This window comes from Bacillus sp. FSL R5-0512, from assembly GCF_038593295.1.
Taxonomy (GTDB): Bacteria; Bacillota; Bacilli; order Bacillales; family Bacillaceae; genus Bacillus; species Bacillus safensis.
In genome coordinates, this window is sequence record NZ_CP151982.1 from 2,259,993 (window position 1) to 2,273,933 (window position 13,941).

Sequence of the window (13,941 nt, forward strand, 5' to 3'; positions counted from 1 at the left end):
AAAACGTCAGAGCATATCCGCTCTGACGTTTTTTGTTTACATAAATTGAAATGGGTTTGTGTTTGATTCAGAAACAAAGAGCAGTACGTCATATTTTTTATCCGCACACAGCGATTGTAGCTTCGCCTTTACGCCCTCTTTCATAATTTTTTCAGCATAATGTCCCGGGTCTACAACGTTCAGCCCTAGCATCATGGCATCGTGCGCAACATGGAAATAAAGGTCTCCTGTCACATACACATCGGCACCCATTCTTTTCGCTTGATGGATGTATTTATTTCCGTCTCCGCCAAGCACCGCCACTTTTTTCACAACAGCATTTTGATCTCCTACAAAACGAGCACCATTCACATCCAGCTTCGTTTTCACAAATTGTGTGAAATCTCTCAGTGTCATTGGCTCATTTAGCTCTCCAATACGGCCAAGACCTTTTTGAATAGGAGGAAGGTCTGTCGTGTGTACACTATAGGCGACTTCTTCATAAGGATGTGCTTTGATCATTTCGCGAATCACTTGTTTTTCTATACTTGCTGGGAAAATGGTTTCAATCCGCACTTCTTTCACAAATTCTAATTGACCCGACTCACCAATAAACGGCTCAGCTTCTTCTGATGGCAGAAAGCTGCCTGTCCCTTCATTTGAAAACGCACAATGGCTGTAGTTGCCGATATGGCCGGCGCCCGCATTTCCTAAAGCTGTCCGGATGGCCTCTTCAAATTCCTCTGGGACATACAGAGCAAGCTGTTTGATTGGATCTTCGTATGTCGGCACTAACACTCTTGTTTCTTCAAGCTCTAAGGCCTCAGCAAGCAGGTCATTGACTCCGCCATCAGCTACGTCTAAATTCGTATGTGCCACATATACCGCAATATCATGTTTGATGCATTTTTCAATGATACGTCCAGCCGGCTGATCCGTCGCTACATGTTTTAATGGACGGAAAATCGGCGGATGGTGGGCAATAATAAGATCCACTTTTCGCTCGATCGCTTCATCTACTACATTCTCTAATACATCCAAGGTAATCATCACATTGGTTACTTTTTTATTTAAAGTCCCAATCTGAAGACCAATTTTATCCCCTTCCATGGCGTATGCCTTTGGTGAAAATTGTTCAAACAATTGGATGATTTCATGCCCGTTTACTGTTTTAGCCAACAGTCAAAACCTCCTTTAGCATCTTTATTTTCGCATTCAGCTCTTCAAGGCGTTCTTTATTTTCTTCTGTCCGCGCCGCCTGCTGAATTTGACTTTCTATCTTCTCCATATGCTGAAGCTCTTGCATCCACTTGCGCCGGAAGACGTCATTTTGCTCTTTCGCAAGAAACGGTCCAACCAGCATGCCTGCTTCAAGTGACATTCCTTCATAGGCTTTATCTTTATCGCCTTTTTCTGCGATGATGATTTCGTATATTTTGCCGTCCTCTTCTAAAATGACTTCATCTATCAATTCATACCCCTCTTGATAAAGCCATAAACGAATATGGTGAGCATGGATATTCGGCTGAAGAATGAGCCTCTCATGGCCTGCGAGCTTATGCCTTCCTTCATTTAGAATGCTTGCGATGAGCGCCCCGCCCATACCTGCAATCGTCACTGCATTCACTTCGCCTTTTTCAATGACTTCAAGGCCATTTCCTTTTCTGACCGAAATTTCTTCATCTAATTCAAGTCTATGTACTTGCTGCTGCGCCGATTGAAGCGGTCCATCGGTAATTTCACCAGCAATGGCTTTCACTGCTTTTTGATGCAGAATCGCATAGCATGGCAAGTAGGCATGGTCTGAGCCGATATCAGCGAAGACTGCCTCATCTGGTAAAAAGTCTGCGACTTTTTTTAATCGTTTCGATAAATTCATTTCATTCATACGTATCACTACTTTTCTTTAATGTTCATACTTGTCTATCTTATATAAATTATGGACTTTTTAAAAGTCGTTTTCAAATGAAAAAAGCTCTTCTTTTGAAAAAGAGCTTTTTGTGTAAGATTATTTAATTTTAGACACCCATTCCGCCATTTCATCGAGCTTTTCATTCGGAATCAGCCCGCCTGGCATCCCGTTGCCGCCTTCTTGGATTTTCTTCTTGATGTCAGCTACTTCAAGCTTGTCTCCAACACCTTTTAATGCAGGACCTGCGCCGCCTTCATAGTTTTCCCCGTGACAGCTTAGACAGTTCTGTTTATACAATTCTTCCGGCGTTGCATTTGCTGTCTCTTCTTGCTTTTGCTCTTTGCCCCCAGAGGCAATTTTTTCTTCATCTTTCAGCCCCTTCATTGATAAGAAAAAAGTGAGTCCAATACCTAAAATGGCAATCAATAAAAATGGTATAAGTGGATTCCGTTTCATTTCTTTCATCCTCCCCTTTGTAAAAACCCCTTTAAGACTATGCAAACAATTCTAATTCTACTTTAATTTTACAAAAAGTAAACGAATTATGATACAAAACTTTGGTCAAGTTCACAGATTAGACAAAAATGATTCAAGATGAGAAATGAAGCCTTCAGCACATTTAGATGTATTTTTTATACATCTTTTCTCTAAGAACGTTGCAAATTCATTTGTTATTCAGTAAAATATAATCAGATTGAAAAAAGCGTTTTCATTTTTGATAAGAAAGAACGGATCTCTTTCAAGATCCGTCCGGTTTCTACTCTAAGAAGTCTTTTAATCGTTTACTTCTGCTTGGGTGTCTTAATTTACGAAGAGCTTTCGCTTCAATTTGTCTGATACGCTCTCTTGTTACGCCGAACACCTTTCCAACCTCTTCTAACGTGCGAGTTCTTCCGTCGTCTAGTCCGAAACGTAGTCTTAGCACATTTTCTTCACGGTCCGTCAGCGTGTCTAATACATCTTCAAGCTGCTCTTTTAAGAGTTCATACGCAGCGTGGTCAGATGGAGATGTCGCATCTTGGTCTTCGATAAAATCACCAAGATGCGAGTCATCTTCTTCACCAATAGGTGTTTCTAAAGATACAGGCTCTTGCGCAATTTTAAGAATCTCTCTTACCTTTTCTGGAGTTAAATCCATGTCTTCAGCAATTTCCTCAGGCGTTGGTTCTCTGCCTAGGTCTTGCAGAAGCTGTCTTTGAACACGGATCAATTTATTAATCGTTTCCACCATATGAACCGGAATCCGGATTGTTCTCGCCTGATCGGCAATCGCACGTGTGATCGCCTGTCTAATCCACCAAGTCGCATATGTTGAGAATTTATATCCTTTGCGGTAATCAAACTTCTCAACCGCCTTCATCAGACCCATGTTTCCTTCTTGAATCAAGTCAAGGAACAGCATACCACGACCGACATAGCGTTTCGCAATGCTGACAACGAGACGAAGGTTCGCTTCCGCTAATCTTCTTTTTGATTCCTCATCGCCCTCTTCGATCTTTTGAGCATACGTAATTTCTTCTTTAGCAGATAACAAATTGACGCGTCCGATTTCTTTTAAGTACATACGAACAGGATCATTGATTTTGACACCTGGTGGTACGCTTAAATCATTCAGGTCAAATTCTTCTTCTGCTTTAGCCAGCTGCTGAACATTTGGGTCTTCTGTCTCTTCGTTTTCACTAATGAGCTCTACACCCTGTTCGCCTAAGTATTCATAGTATTCATCCATTTGGTCTGATTCAATTTCAAAGCTAGACATACGCTCTGCAATTTCTTCGTATGTTAAAACGCCCCGTTTTTTACCCGTTTCAGTGAGCTTATCTCTCACCTGTTCAAAGGTTAATTCAGTTTCGGTTTCGTGGGCTTGTTTATCAGCCATTATGGATCCCTCCTTCCAAAGCTTGCAACGAATTCTAAAGTAACTTGCGATTTACTTCCGCCCTGCTTTTCTCTCTCTATCAAACAGATGACGAAGCAAATAGGAAATAAAATAAATAATGATGAAGGCAAGATGCTTGCGGTCTTATGCTCCTCCCGTAAAGGATTCATTGCCAGCCGTAAGTCCTGTCATTAATAATAGACGTATTACTTCAGCGAACGGTTCAACTGAATAATTTCTTTTGCAAGTGTTGCCGCTTTGAAGAAATCTTTTTGCCTCTCCGCTTCTGCACGTTCTAGTTCTTTTTCCTTTATCATTGACAAATTCCGATAATTCAACACTTTTTTTACATAATCACTTAATTCAGCTTCACTTAGTTCGTCTCCGACTTGAATCATCAATATATCCGTCAACAGCTGATTCATGACATCATCTTCTATACGGTTCATCAGGTGCTGCGGCGTTGGTTCTTTGCCTTCTTCATACAAGGCATAAATGTACGTTGCCAGCGCCCTGTGCGAATCTATATTAAATTCAATCCCGATTCTGTCAAGTACTTTGCGGATCACGTCATCGCTTTTTAACATATGAGCAAGCAGCATTCGCTCTGCATTTTCATATGCCGGCCGCAGACGCTTTCTTCTCACTTGTGTTGACAGATGTGCACGCCGTTTTTCAAGCCCGTTTTCTTTCTGCGTGCTTTTGGTTTCGTGCCGCTGCTGTTTTTCAAACAGCTCCAGTTGTTCTTTTAATGAATCAAGTGAGATCGAAAACTCCCCAGCAAGCTGTTTCATGTAAATCTCTTGCTCCAAAGAGCCGTTTAACCGGCTGATTTCTCGGAGAACCTGCTTCATATAAGTAAGACGGTCTCCTTCGTCTGATAAGTTTTTTCCTCTTCGGAAAAAATTCATCTTAAACGTCATTAATGTCACACTTGCATCTATGATGTCATTCCTAAATTTCTCGCCGCCATATTTACGAATGTAATCATCTGGATCAAGTCCATCTGGTATCATGGCAACGCGAACTTTACATCCTCTTTTTCCAAGCAAATCTGATGCTTTCATGGTCGCTTCGTATCCGGCCGTATCAGAGTCATAGCAAAGGATGATCTCTTCTACGTTCCGCCTGAGAAGCTTTACGTGCTCTTCTGTAAGAGACGTACCCATTGTTGCAACACTTTCACCGACACCTGATGTAACAGCTGAGATGACGTCTGCAAATCCTTCAAAAAGAACCGCCCGTTCGCGTTTGCGAATATGCATACGTGCGTCATGAAAGTGATAAAGCAGCTTACTTTTATGAAAAAGCGGCGTTTCAGGACTATTCATATATTTAGGCTGCTGATCACCAAGCGATCTTCCGGAAAAAGCGATGACCGTTCCATGATGATCATGAATGGGAAACATGACACGATCTCTAAAGCGGTCAAAAAAGCCTGTGCCGTTTTCACGTTGAATCAAAAGACCAGCCTTCTCCATCATCACAGGATCAAATCCTCGTTTTTCTAAAAACTTGGTCACGAAATCCCAAGAATCAAGAGCATATCCGATCTCAAACTTGGCAATTGTTTCATCCGTAAAGCCTCTGGACCGTAAATAATCGAGTGCGTTTTGACCTTCCTTTGTATTTACCAGCAAATGGTGGTAAAATTTCTTAAGAAGCTCATGGGCCTCAATCATTTTATGATCTGCAGTGTCCTCTTGCTGAGAGGAACTCATCTGAGCATTCGCTACCTGATCAGGCAGATCAATATGGTACTTATCAGCCACATGTGAAACGGCTTCAATAAATGAGTAGCCTTCCATTTGTCTGAGGAAAGAAAACACATTGCCTCCTGCACCACAGCCGAAACAATGGAAGATTTGCTTATCTGCTGAAACAGAGAATGAAGGAGTATTTTCACCATGGAATGGACAAAGACCGAAGTAATTTCGACCTTGCTTTCTAAGCTGTACGTATTCTCCAATCACTTCGACAATGTCTGCGTTTTTTTGGATCTGCTCCAAAAGTTCATCTGGTATACGTTTGCTCATCCTAATAACACTCCGTCGTACATTATTCGCCTTTTAATTTAAAAATCCTTCATGATTCGACAGGATTTTTTGTAGTTGCGCCATAAATCGCTTCTTATCCTCTTCTAAAAGCTTTTTGGGACCTTTTCCGTATACACCTTTTCTTCGCTGTTTGCTAGAAACATGCCTGCGTTCCAAATCAAAATCAATTGTTTCGTTTGTGTACATTCGTCCTCTTTCAGACAGAACAATGACCTGTCTCGGAAGCAGTAAGGAGGCAAGACCAATATCTTGGGTGACGACAATATCATGTGCGGCAGCTGAGTTTGCAATGACTAAATCCGCTGCTTCCTTATGTGTATCTACAAACCGCCAATCTTCAAGTGGAGATCTTTTGGTTTGAAAATGCTCATATGAAGCAATGAATGTCACTGGTACTTGAAATTGAGATGCGACAGAAAGGATTTCGTCTTTTACAGGACAAGCATCTGCATCGACATAAATCGTCCTCTCTTTTTTACGTTCATTCAGGTGACTAATTCTCCATCCCTCCACCTTATTCCTGCTTTAGAGAAGCAAAAAGACCATACTTTTCCCCCATAAAGCAATCAACAGTAAAACTCATTTTGTCGAAAAGTTATGTTCAGAATCACTTGACTTCTGCCAATATTAGTTTATTCGTTCTTGACTTAACTTAAACCTAAAATCAATCATTTTATCACAATTTTTTATTATAATACAAATGCAGCAAATATGCCATTGTTTTTGTTTACCCGTTTCCCACCATAGGAAAAACCCAGGAGGAGCATCCTGAGTTTATTCGGAACCTCTTTTGGTCAGCATTTGATGAATGACATTTGCCGTTTCCTCAACTGCTTTATTCGATACATCAACGACTTGACAGTTAATGCGGTCAACCACTTTTTCAAAATACTCTAGTTCCTCTTTAATCCGCTCAATGTTCGCATAAATAGCGCGATCATTTAAACCAAGAGATTTTAAACGCTCTTTGCGAATATGATTTAGTTTGTCTGGACTAATTTTTAAACCGATACATTTCTTCGGATCAACTGAAAATAACTCTTCTGGCGGATCAACTTCAGGTACAATTGGAACGTTCGCTACCTTCAGCCGCTTATGTGCCAAATATTGAGATAATGGTGTCTTGGACGTGCGTGATACACCAATGAGCACAATATCAGCCTTTAGAATACCTCTTGGGTCTCTGCCGTCATCGTATTTCACAGCGAACTCGATGGCTTCTACCTTTTTAAAATAGTCCTCATCTAATTGACGTACACGACCCGGCTCATGTTTCGCTTCATTTCCATATGCCGTTTCCATTTTATCAATGAGCGGACCGATGATGTCATAATAAACGACACCGTTTGCTTCTGCTTCCTCGATTAAGAATTGGCGCATTTCTGGCACAACAAGAGTAAAGCAGACGATCCCATTATCTGCTTTCGCCAGTGAAATGACTTCTTTAATCGTACCAACATCCTCTACATACGGGATTCTTCTAATATTTGAATGGTCTGATGAGCCGCCATCAAATTGGCTAAGTGCCGCTTTGACCACGAGCTCTGCCGTTTCTCCAACTGAATCTGATACCACAAAAATTACGCGATTACTCATAACATCCCCTCGCAGTCTTCTGTCATTAGATTATTTCGTTCTCCGATAAGCTGACAAGTATTTTCGTCATGTTTGTTTTCGTAATTCTTCCGACCACTTCAAAGCCTTTATCCGTATCTTTTATCACAGGAAGTGCATCTATTTGCTTTTCAATCAAGTGCTTCGCCACATCCATAATGAAATCTTCCTTGCGGCAAACGGTGATGTTCGGCATTCTTGTCATAATAATATGGACAGGGATAGATGGAAGCTCCTGTTTCCCTATACTTGCGCGAAGGAGGTCTTTTCTGGATAACACGCCTGTTAAAATAGAGTGATCGTCCACAACGAATAATGTGCCCACATCCTCTAAAAACATCGTACAAATCGCATCATAAACCGAAACATTCTCATGTATTACCACTGGAATGGATTGAAAGTCTTTCACTTGAAGTTTTTTCAGCTTATCTGCGAGAAGCTGCGTGCCTGTTTTTCCTGTGAAAAAGTAGCCGACCCTTGGTCTTGCTTCTAAAAAGCCTGACATTGTTAAAATGGCTAAATCCGGTCTGAGGGTCGCCCTTGTTAAGTTCAGCCGATCGGCGATATGCTCTCCAGTGATCGGACCATTCTCTTTGACAATCTGTAAAATCTGCTCTTGCCGTTTATTTAACTCGATTGTACTCACCACCTTTAAATAGAGAGAGCGAAATCTTTATTTTATGTATATCATTTTCATAACTCATCATATTATAGCGCATCTTTGTCCGAATGAAACAAAAATCCACTCAAAAACCTTGAATTAAATGAGTAAAAAACGATTGCCCTTCGGAAAAGGCAACCGTTCTTAGGTATTTATTTTACAATTAAATTGTTCATATTCGCAAATGATTGAATAACTTTGGCTAGTTTGACCATTTGTGCTAAACGATTTCGCTTCAGTTTTTCATCATCCGCATGAACCATTGTATGATCGAAATAATGAACAATCGGTGTTTTTAACGTATCCAGCGCCTCAAGTGCCAAGCTGTATTGTCCTGCTGCTACATGTTCCTTTACAGCTTTCTCTACTTGCTGATACGCCTCAAACAGCTTTTGCTCATGTTCATTTTCAAACAGTTCAGGCTGAATCTCTGCATCTTCCCCTTTTTTACTGATTGAAATGACGCGCCCCAATGCTTCAGCCGTTTCTTTGAAGCTTTCTTGTTTCACACTCTCTTCAAGAACAGCTGCTTTTTTGACGACTGCATATGGCTCAATATTTTCAACATCCAGCACTGCATCAACAACATCATGGCGGATATGCTCTGCTTGAAGAACATATTTTAAACGATGTGTTAAAAATTCAATTAGAGCAGCTTCATGTTCTGCCTTTACTTGTGCAAGTGCTAGCAGCTCTTTAAATGAAATATTCCAATGACGGTCGAGCAGGATTTGAACGATACCGCTCGCTTGTCTTCTAAGTCCATAAGGGTCTTGAGAACCCGTTGGGATCACATCAATTGAGAAGAATGAACAAATAGAATCAAGCTTATCTGCTACTGCCACAATCGCACCAATCAAAGTGGACGGCGCCTCGTCACCAGCAAAGCGCGGCATATAGTGCTCGTTGATGCTTCTTGCTACTTCTTCATGTTCACCAAGAGCTCTTGCATATTTCTCACCCATGATTCCTTGTAATTCTGGGAATTCATAGACCATTTGAGTCACAAGGTCAAACTTCGAAATACTTGCTGCTCTCGCCACACGTTTAGTGGTTTCATCATCTGCTCCGACATGCGCCGCTAGACGAGTTGCAATGTCTGTCACTCTCTTCAGCTTGTCGCCGATTGTTCCAAGTTTCTCATGGAATACCACTTTATCAAGCTTTTTAATATTGTCTTCAATCACTAGTTTTTCGTCTTCTTTATAGAAGAATGCAGCATCTGATAAACGCGCACGAAGTACTTTTTCATTCCCTCTTGCGACATTTTCGAGCGCCTCACTGTTTCCATTTCTGACTGTAATAAAGTGCGGCAATAATTCCCCTTGCTCATTTTTCACAGGGAAGTAGCGCTGATGCTCTTTCATTGTCGTCACCAATACTTCTTCCGGTAATGCAAGAAACTCTTCTTCAAAGGAACCAGACAGCACAGTTGGATATTCTACAAGGTCGTTCACTTCTTCTAAAAGTTCAGGATCAACAGGAATGACCCAGCCTTTTTCTAAAGATAGCGCATCTAGCTGTTCAGTAATGAATTGTTTTCTTTTCTCTGAGTCTGCAATCACAAATTGATCGCGCAATGTTTGTTCATAGGAAGCAGGTGTGTCAATGCTGGCTGTCGTTCCAAGAAAACGGTGTCCTCTAGTCTCACGTCCGCTTTTCACCCCAGCAATTTCAACAGGTACAATCTCTTTTCCAAATAAACAAACAATCCATTTAATCGGACGGATATAGCGTAAATCCTCGCTTCCCCATCTCATGTTCTTTGGAAAACTTAATGAAGCGGCGATTTCACCTAACGCTGGCAGAAGGTCTTTGACTTGCTTTCCTTCTTGAAACTTTTGGACATGGACATAATCCACTCCTTTGATCTCTTTGAAATAGAGATCATCTGTTGAAGCACCTTGTCCTCTTGCAAAGCCTTCAGCTGCTTTTGTCCAATTGCCTTCAGCATCTTGGGCAATTTTTTTAGCCGGGCCTTTTGCTTCTTCTTTGATGTCTTCTTGTTTTTCTGCGACACCTTTCACAAGTACAGCAAGACGTCTAGGTGAGTTAAATAAAGCAGTCTCTTCGAATGAAATATTTTGCGTTTCAAACCATGCTTTTACTTTCTCACCCAGCTGCTTTGTGCTCTCTGGCATGAAACGAGCCGGCATCTCTTCTAAGCCGATTTCAAGTAATACATCTTGTTTATTCATGAGAAGCCGCCTCCTCTTTTAGCATAGGGAATCCCAGTTTTTCGCGTTCTTCATAATAGGTTTTGGCTACTTTTCTTGCTAACTGACGCACTCTTCCGATATAACCAGTTCGCTCAGTCACAGAAATAGCACCCTTTGCATCGAGCAGGTTAAACGTATGAGAGCATTTGAGGACATAATCGTATGCCGGGTGAACAAGCCCTTTGTCCATTTGGCTATGTGCTTCTTTCTCATAGGTTGTAAATAGCTCGAACAGCATGTCAGTATTAGATGTTTCAAATGTATAAACAGAGTGCTCATATTCAGCCATTAAGAATAAATCTCTGACCGTAAATCCGTCTGTCCATTCAAGATCGAAGACATTTTCTTTGTCCTGGATGTAAGAAGCAAGACGTTCAATACCGTATGTGATTTCAACAGAAACGGGCTTACATTCTAAGCCGCCGACTTGTTGGAAATACGTGAACTGCGTAATTTCCATCCCATCAAGCCATACTTCCCAGCCAAGTCCTGCACAGCCAAGAGATGGATTTTCCCAGTTATCTTCCACAAAACGAATATCATGTTTCAGCGGGTCAATGCCAAGTGCCTTCAATGATTCAAGATATAGCTCTTGAATATTGTCAGGTGATGGCTTAATGATCACTTGAAATTGGTGATGCTGATACAATCTATTTGGGTTTTCTCCATATCTGCCATCAGCCGGGCGTCTTGAAGGCTCTACATAAGCTACCTTCCACGGCTCTGGGCCGATGCTTCTGAGGAACGTGTATGGACTCATCGTTCCGGCACCTTTTTCTGTGTCATACGCCTGCATTAATACGCAGCCTTCATTTGACCAATGCTTTTGCAGCGTCAAAATCATGTCTTGAATATTCAATGATCGCACCTCCATCTTTTCTAGACCAACCGCTATGTATGGCGGGTGGGATGAGAACCTTGTAAGAGAACACAAAAACTCCCGTCTCTATGCTCGCAAGGTTCTTGCAAACATAGGGACGAGAGTTTTTCCCGCGGTTCCACCCTATTTGCTGGTGTAGTAGCACCCAGCCGCTTTGTTTTACGTTGCTCAAGAATGCCTTTCGTTACGCCTCCATCCTTAGCTCACACCGCCCTAAGGTCGCTTTTATGGATTTTACGTAAGTACTTCTTTCTGTCAATGCAACATATTTTATCTTAGATGATCTTACAAAAAGTCATGGGAGATGTCAACTTTTGTTTTCCCCGCCCATTAGCTTTTTCATGGATTCCATCTGATTCATGAATTTTTTTGATTTTAAATAGAGGCCGGAATATTCGTCATAGTAGTGATCAAGCACTTGCCGAATTTCTTGTTTCGTCTGCTGTTTCACATCAACCTGACCAAGCCTTGATAAATCAAAATAATGAAACAAACGGAGCAGCCTTGCAGCTGCGGGGGATAAGGGCAGTTTATATGGATCTTTCGAAAAACAATTTTGGCAAATGAAGCCGTTATCTCTTATTGAGAAATGGAACTGCCCTTCTTTTTGACCACAGTGCACACATTGATCAAGTTCAGGCTTCATCCCCATCACTGATAACATTTTGACCTCTACGATAAATAAAATAATATCAGCATCTGTACCTTCGTTGAGATGACGCAGAGATTGAAGCAGAAGCTCAAACAAATAAGGGTTTGGCTTTTTTTCTTCTGTCCCTTTATCCATCAATTCCGTCATATATGCGGCATATGCGGTCAGAAATAAGTCTTCCCGAATGGCCCGCATACTTTCAATCATTTCGCCTTGCTGGAGCGTTCCAAGTCCTGTTGATGATTGGATGAGAAAGGTGCCATATAAAAACGGCTGGCTTATAGCTGACAGGCGGCTGTTTGATTTTTTAGCGCCTCTTGCCATCACGCCAATTTTTCCATGTTCTCTAGTGAGCAGCGTGACAATTTTGTTTGTTTCGCCATAATCTGTTGTTCTAAGGACGATTCCTTCACTTTTAATGAGCATTTGTCTACACTCCGAGCATTGGAGGGGGTCAAGAATTATAAGATTGGAAAATCAAATCGTGCTATCTCTTCTTCAAGTACATCGGGTCTTTCCAGGTTCTCCTTTTCTAACTCTTTGAAAAGCAGATACGTGTCAACGCTTCCTGTTTGTGAAAATACGTTCCATGTAAAATTCAACATAAAAACCCCACCTTTCTTTATTAGAAGCAGCAACGCTACATCCAACATATTAATTTTATCTTGACCAGGCTACCTCCATTTCATGATAAACAATTTTTACTAATCGAACCGCACCATTGTCAGATTTGCTGACAAATGCAGCGATTTTTTAATATTCGTCTTCTCTAAATCCAAAATCACGCAGGTGAGTGGATTTATTACGCCAGTCCTTCTGAACTTTGACCCAAAGCTCTAAATACACTTTTGAGCCTAGAAGTGCTTCAATATCTCTGCGCGCTTTTTGTCCCACTTCTTTTAACAAGCTGCCTCGTTTACCAATGACGATCCCTTTTTGCGAATCACGTTCTACGACAATGGTCGCCGCGACATGGATCTTGCCATTTTCATCTGGCTTAATCGATTCAATCGCAACCGCAATACTGTGCGGAATCTCTTCTCTCGTTAAATGCAGCACTTTTTCACGAATTAATTCAGAAATAATAAACCGTTCTGGATGATCTGTTACTTGATCTGCCGGATAAAATTGAGGGCCCTCTGGAAGATAACCTTCAATCTGCTGAAGAAGCGTGTCGATATTGTTTCCTTCAAGTGCTGAAATTGGCACAATTTCCCTGAATGGGTAACGTGTGCGGTATTCATCAATTAAAAGGAACAGTTCATCTGGATGAATTTGGTCAATTTTATTAACGACTAGGAACACCGGTGTAGATGTTTGCTTTAGTCGTTCAATGATGAATTCATCACCTTTGCCATAGCCTTCCTGTGCGTTAATCATAAACAAGATCAGGTCGACTTCCTTCAGTGTATTTTGAGCCACCCTCATCATAAAATCACCAAGCTTATGCTTAGGTTTATGAATCCCCGGTGTATCGATAAAGATCGTTTGTGATGTGTTTGTTGTCAGAACACCTTGCACTTTGTTTCGCGTCGTTTGGGGCTTATCGCTCATGATGGCGATCTTTTGTCCAATGACACGATTAAGAAAAGTTGATTTCCCTACATTTGGTCTTCCAATAATTGATACAAATCCTGATTTGAAGCTTTCGTTAGTCATTTAAATCCTCCGGTGAAAATGCGCCTGGCAATAGTTCGTTTACTGTTGTTTCGTATATATGTCCTTTTAAGTTCGTTAGAATCACTGGCATATCAGGTGCACATAGCTCTGAAATGACCTGTCTGCATGCGCCGCACGGCGAAACAGGACGGTCTGTATCAGCCACCACTGCTAACATTTGAAAAGATGTAATGCCTTCTGAATAGGCTTTAAAAAGTGCTGTTCTTTCCGCACAATTACACATACCATATGCTGCATTTTCAATGTTGCAGCCGCCATACACTTTTCCATCATTCGACAGTAATGCTGCACCGACTTTGAATTTAGAATAGGGTACATATGCAAAATCTCTTGCTTTGATTGCTTCTGAAATCAACTCTTGTTTGTTCATTCCTAGTTCCCACTTTCAGAAGAAATGGTACCACTGTC

Annotated in this window: 14 protein-coding genes; all 14 read right to left on the reverse strand. The window is 41.3% G+C overall.

Annotated elements, in window-relative coordinates; genetic code table 11:
• Positions 1 to 36 precede the first annotated feature (36 nt).
• Positions 37 to 1,158 carry a Nif3-like dinuclear metal center hexameric protein gene (locus NSQ25_RS11605; RefSeq protein WP_326136235.1) on the reverse strand — a complete coding sequence of 374 codons (1,122 nt, stop codon included), beginning with the start codon at positions 1,156 to 1,158 and terminating at the stop codon, positions 37 to 39.
• Entirely contained in the window at positions 1,151 to 1,867 is a 717-nt protein-coding gene (locus NSQ25_RS11610; RefSeq protein WP_041118000.1) for a tRNA (adenine(22)-N(1))-methyltransferase TrmK, read from the reverse strand. The genes NSQ25_RS11605 and NSQ25_RS11610 overlap by 8 nt, the downstream gene beginning before the upstream one ends.
• Before the next feature lie 120 nt (positions 1,868 to 1,987).
• Positions 1,988 to 2,347, reverse strand: coding sequence for a cytochrome c550 (cccA, locus tag NSQ25_RS11615; protein WP_034280134.1), 360 nt, complete (start codon positions 2,345 to 2,347; stop codon positions 1,988 to 1,990).
• Positions 2,348 to 2,648: 301 nt separating this feature from the next.
• The gene (rpoD, locus tag NSQ25_RS11620; RefSeq protein WP_326136234.1) at positions 2,649 to 3,770 is read right to left on the reverse strand and encodes an RNA polymerase sigma factor RpoD; all 1,122 of its coding nucleotides are present in this window, start codon (positions 3,768 to 3,770) and stop codon (positions 2,649 to 2,651) included.
• Between the two features lie 206 nt (positions 3,771 to 3,976).
• Positions 3,977 to 5,806 carry a DNA primase gene (gene dnaG / locus NSQ25_RS11625; RefSeq protein ID WP_326136233.1) on the reverse strand — a complete coding sequence of 610 codons (1,830 nt, stop codon included), beginning with the start codon at positions 5,804 to 5,806 and terminating at the stop codon, positions 3,977 to 3,979.
• A gap of 33 nt (positions 5,807 to 5,839) precedes the next feature.
• The gene (locus NSQ25_RS11630) at positions 5,840 to 6,340 is read right to left on the reverse strand and encodes a YaiI/YqxD family protein (protein ID WP_024423016.1); all 501 of its coding nucleotides are present in this window, start codon (positions 6,338 to 6,340) and stop codon (positions 5,840 to 5,842) included.
• 261 nt (positions 6,341 to 6,601) lie between these two features.
• Positions 6,602 to 7,423 (reverse strand): pyruvate, water dikinase regulatory protein, encoded by an 822-nt coding sequence (locus tag NSQ25_RS11635; protein WP_008342399.1) that lies wholly within the window; start codon positions 7,421 to 7,423, stop codon positions 6,602 to 6,604.
• A 25-nt stretch (positions 7,424 to 7,448) separates the two neighbouring features.
• Complete coding sequence (locus NSQ25_RS11640; protein ID WP_024423017.1) at positions 7,449 to 8,087, reverse strand: helix-turn-helix transcriptional regulator; 639 nt, start codon at positions 8,085 to 8,087, stop codon at positions 7,449 to 7,451.
• A gap of 167 nt (positions 8,088 to 8,254) precedes the next feature.
• Positions 8,255 to 10,300 (reverse strand): glycine--tRNA ligase subunit beta, encoded by a 2,046-nt coding sequence (gene glyS, locus NSQ25_RS11645; RefSeq protein ID WP_120208221.1) that lies wholly within the window; start codon positions 10,298 to 10,300, stop codon positions 8,255 to 8,257.
• Positions 10,293 to 11,180, reverse strand: coding sequence for a glycine--tRNA ligase subunit alpha (gene glyQ, locus NSQ25_RS11650; protein ID WP_012010611.1), 888 nt, complete (start codon positions 11,178 to 11,180; stop codon positions 10,293 to 10,295). The genes glyS and glyQ overlap by 8 nt, the downstream gene beginning before the upstream one ends.
• Positions 11,181 to 11,508: 328 nt before the next feature.
• Complete coding sequence (gene recO / locus NSQ25_RS11655) at positions 11,509 to 12,279, reverse strand: DNA repair protein RecO (protein ID WP_034280128.1); 771 nt, start codon at positions 12,277 to 12,279, stop codon at positions 11,509 to 11,511.
• A gap of 35 nt (positions 12,280 to 12,314) precedes the next feature.
• The gene (locus NSQ25_RS11660; protein ID WP_003217288.1) at positions 12,315 to 12,458 is read right to left on the reverse strand and encodes a YqzL family protein; all 144 of its coding nucleotides are present in this window, start codon (positions 12,456 to 12,458) and stop codon (positions 12,315 to 12,317) included.
• A 148-nt stretch (positions 12,459 to 12,606) separates the two neighbouring features.
• Positions 12,607 to 13,512, reverse strand: coding sequence for a GTPase Era (gene era / locus NSQ25_RS11665; protein WP_326136232.1), 906 nt, complete (start codon positions 13,510 to 13,512; stop codon positions 12,607 to 12,609).
• Positions 13,505 to 13,903, reverse strand: a complete 399-nt coding sequence (locus tag NSQ25_RS11670) for a cytidine deaminase (protein ID WP_008356263.1) — start codon at positions 13,901 to 13,903, stop codon at positions 13,505 to 13,507. Before NSQ25_RS11670 ends, era begins: the two co-directional genes overlap by 8 nt.
• Between the last annotated feature and the right edge of the window lie 38 nt (positions 13,904 to 13,941).

Excerpts from the sequence above, each read along its gene's own strand:
- dnaG (WP_326136233.1), bottom strand. The coding sequence starts at position 5,806 with ATGAGCAAACGTATACCAGATGAACTTTTGGAGCAGATCCAAAAAAAC.
- NSQ25_RS11635 (WP_008342399.1), bottom strand. The coding sequence starts at position 7,423 with ATGAGTAATCGCGTAATTTTTGTGGTATCAGATTCAGTTGGAGAAACG.
- NSQ25_RS11660 (WP_003217288.1), bottom strand. The coding sequence starts at position 12,458 with ATGTTGAATTTTACATGGAACGTATTTTCACAAACAGGAAGCGTTGAC.
- NSQ25_RS11610 (WP_041118000.1), bottom strand. The coding sequence starts at position 1,867 with ATGAATGAAATGAATTTATCGAAACGATTAAAAAAAGTCGCAGACTTT.
- rpoD (WP_326136234.1), bottom strand. The coding sequence starts at position 3,770 with ATGGCTGATAAACAAGCCCACGAAACCGAAACTGAATTAACCTTTGAA.
- era (WP_326136232.1), bottom strand. The coding sequence starts at position 13,512 with ATGACTAACGAAAGCTTCAAATCAGGATTTGTATCAATTATTGGAAGA.
- cccA (WP_034280134.1), bottom strand. The coding sequence starts at position 2,347 with ATGAAACGGAATCCACTTATACCATTTTTATTGATTGCCATTTTAGGT.
- NSQ25_RS11670 (WP_008356263.1), bottom strand. The coding sequence starts at position 13,903 with ATGAACAAACAAGAGTTGATTTCAGAAGCAATCAAAGCAAGAGATTTT.
- recO (WP_034280128.1), bottom strand. The coding sequence starts at position 12,279 with ATGCTCATTAAAAGTGAAGGAATCGTCCTTAGAACAACAGATTATGGC.
- glyS (WP_120208221.1), bottom strand. The coding sequence starts at position 10,300 with ATGAATAAACAAGATGTATTACTTGAAATCGGCTTAGAAGAGATGCCG.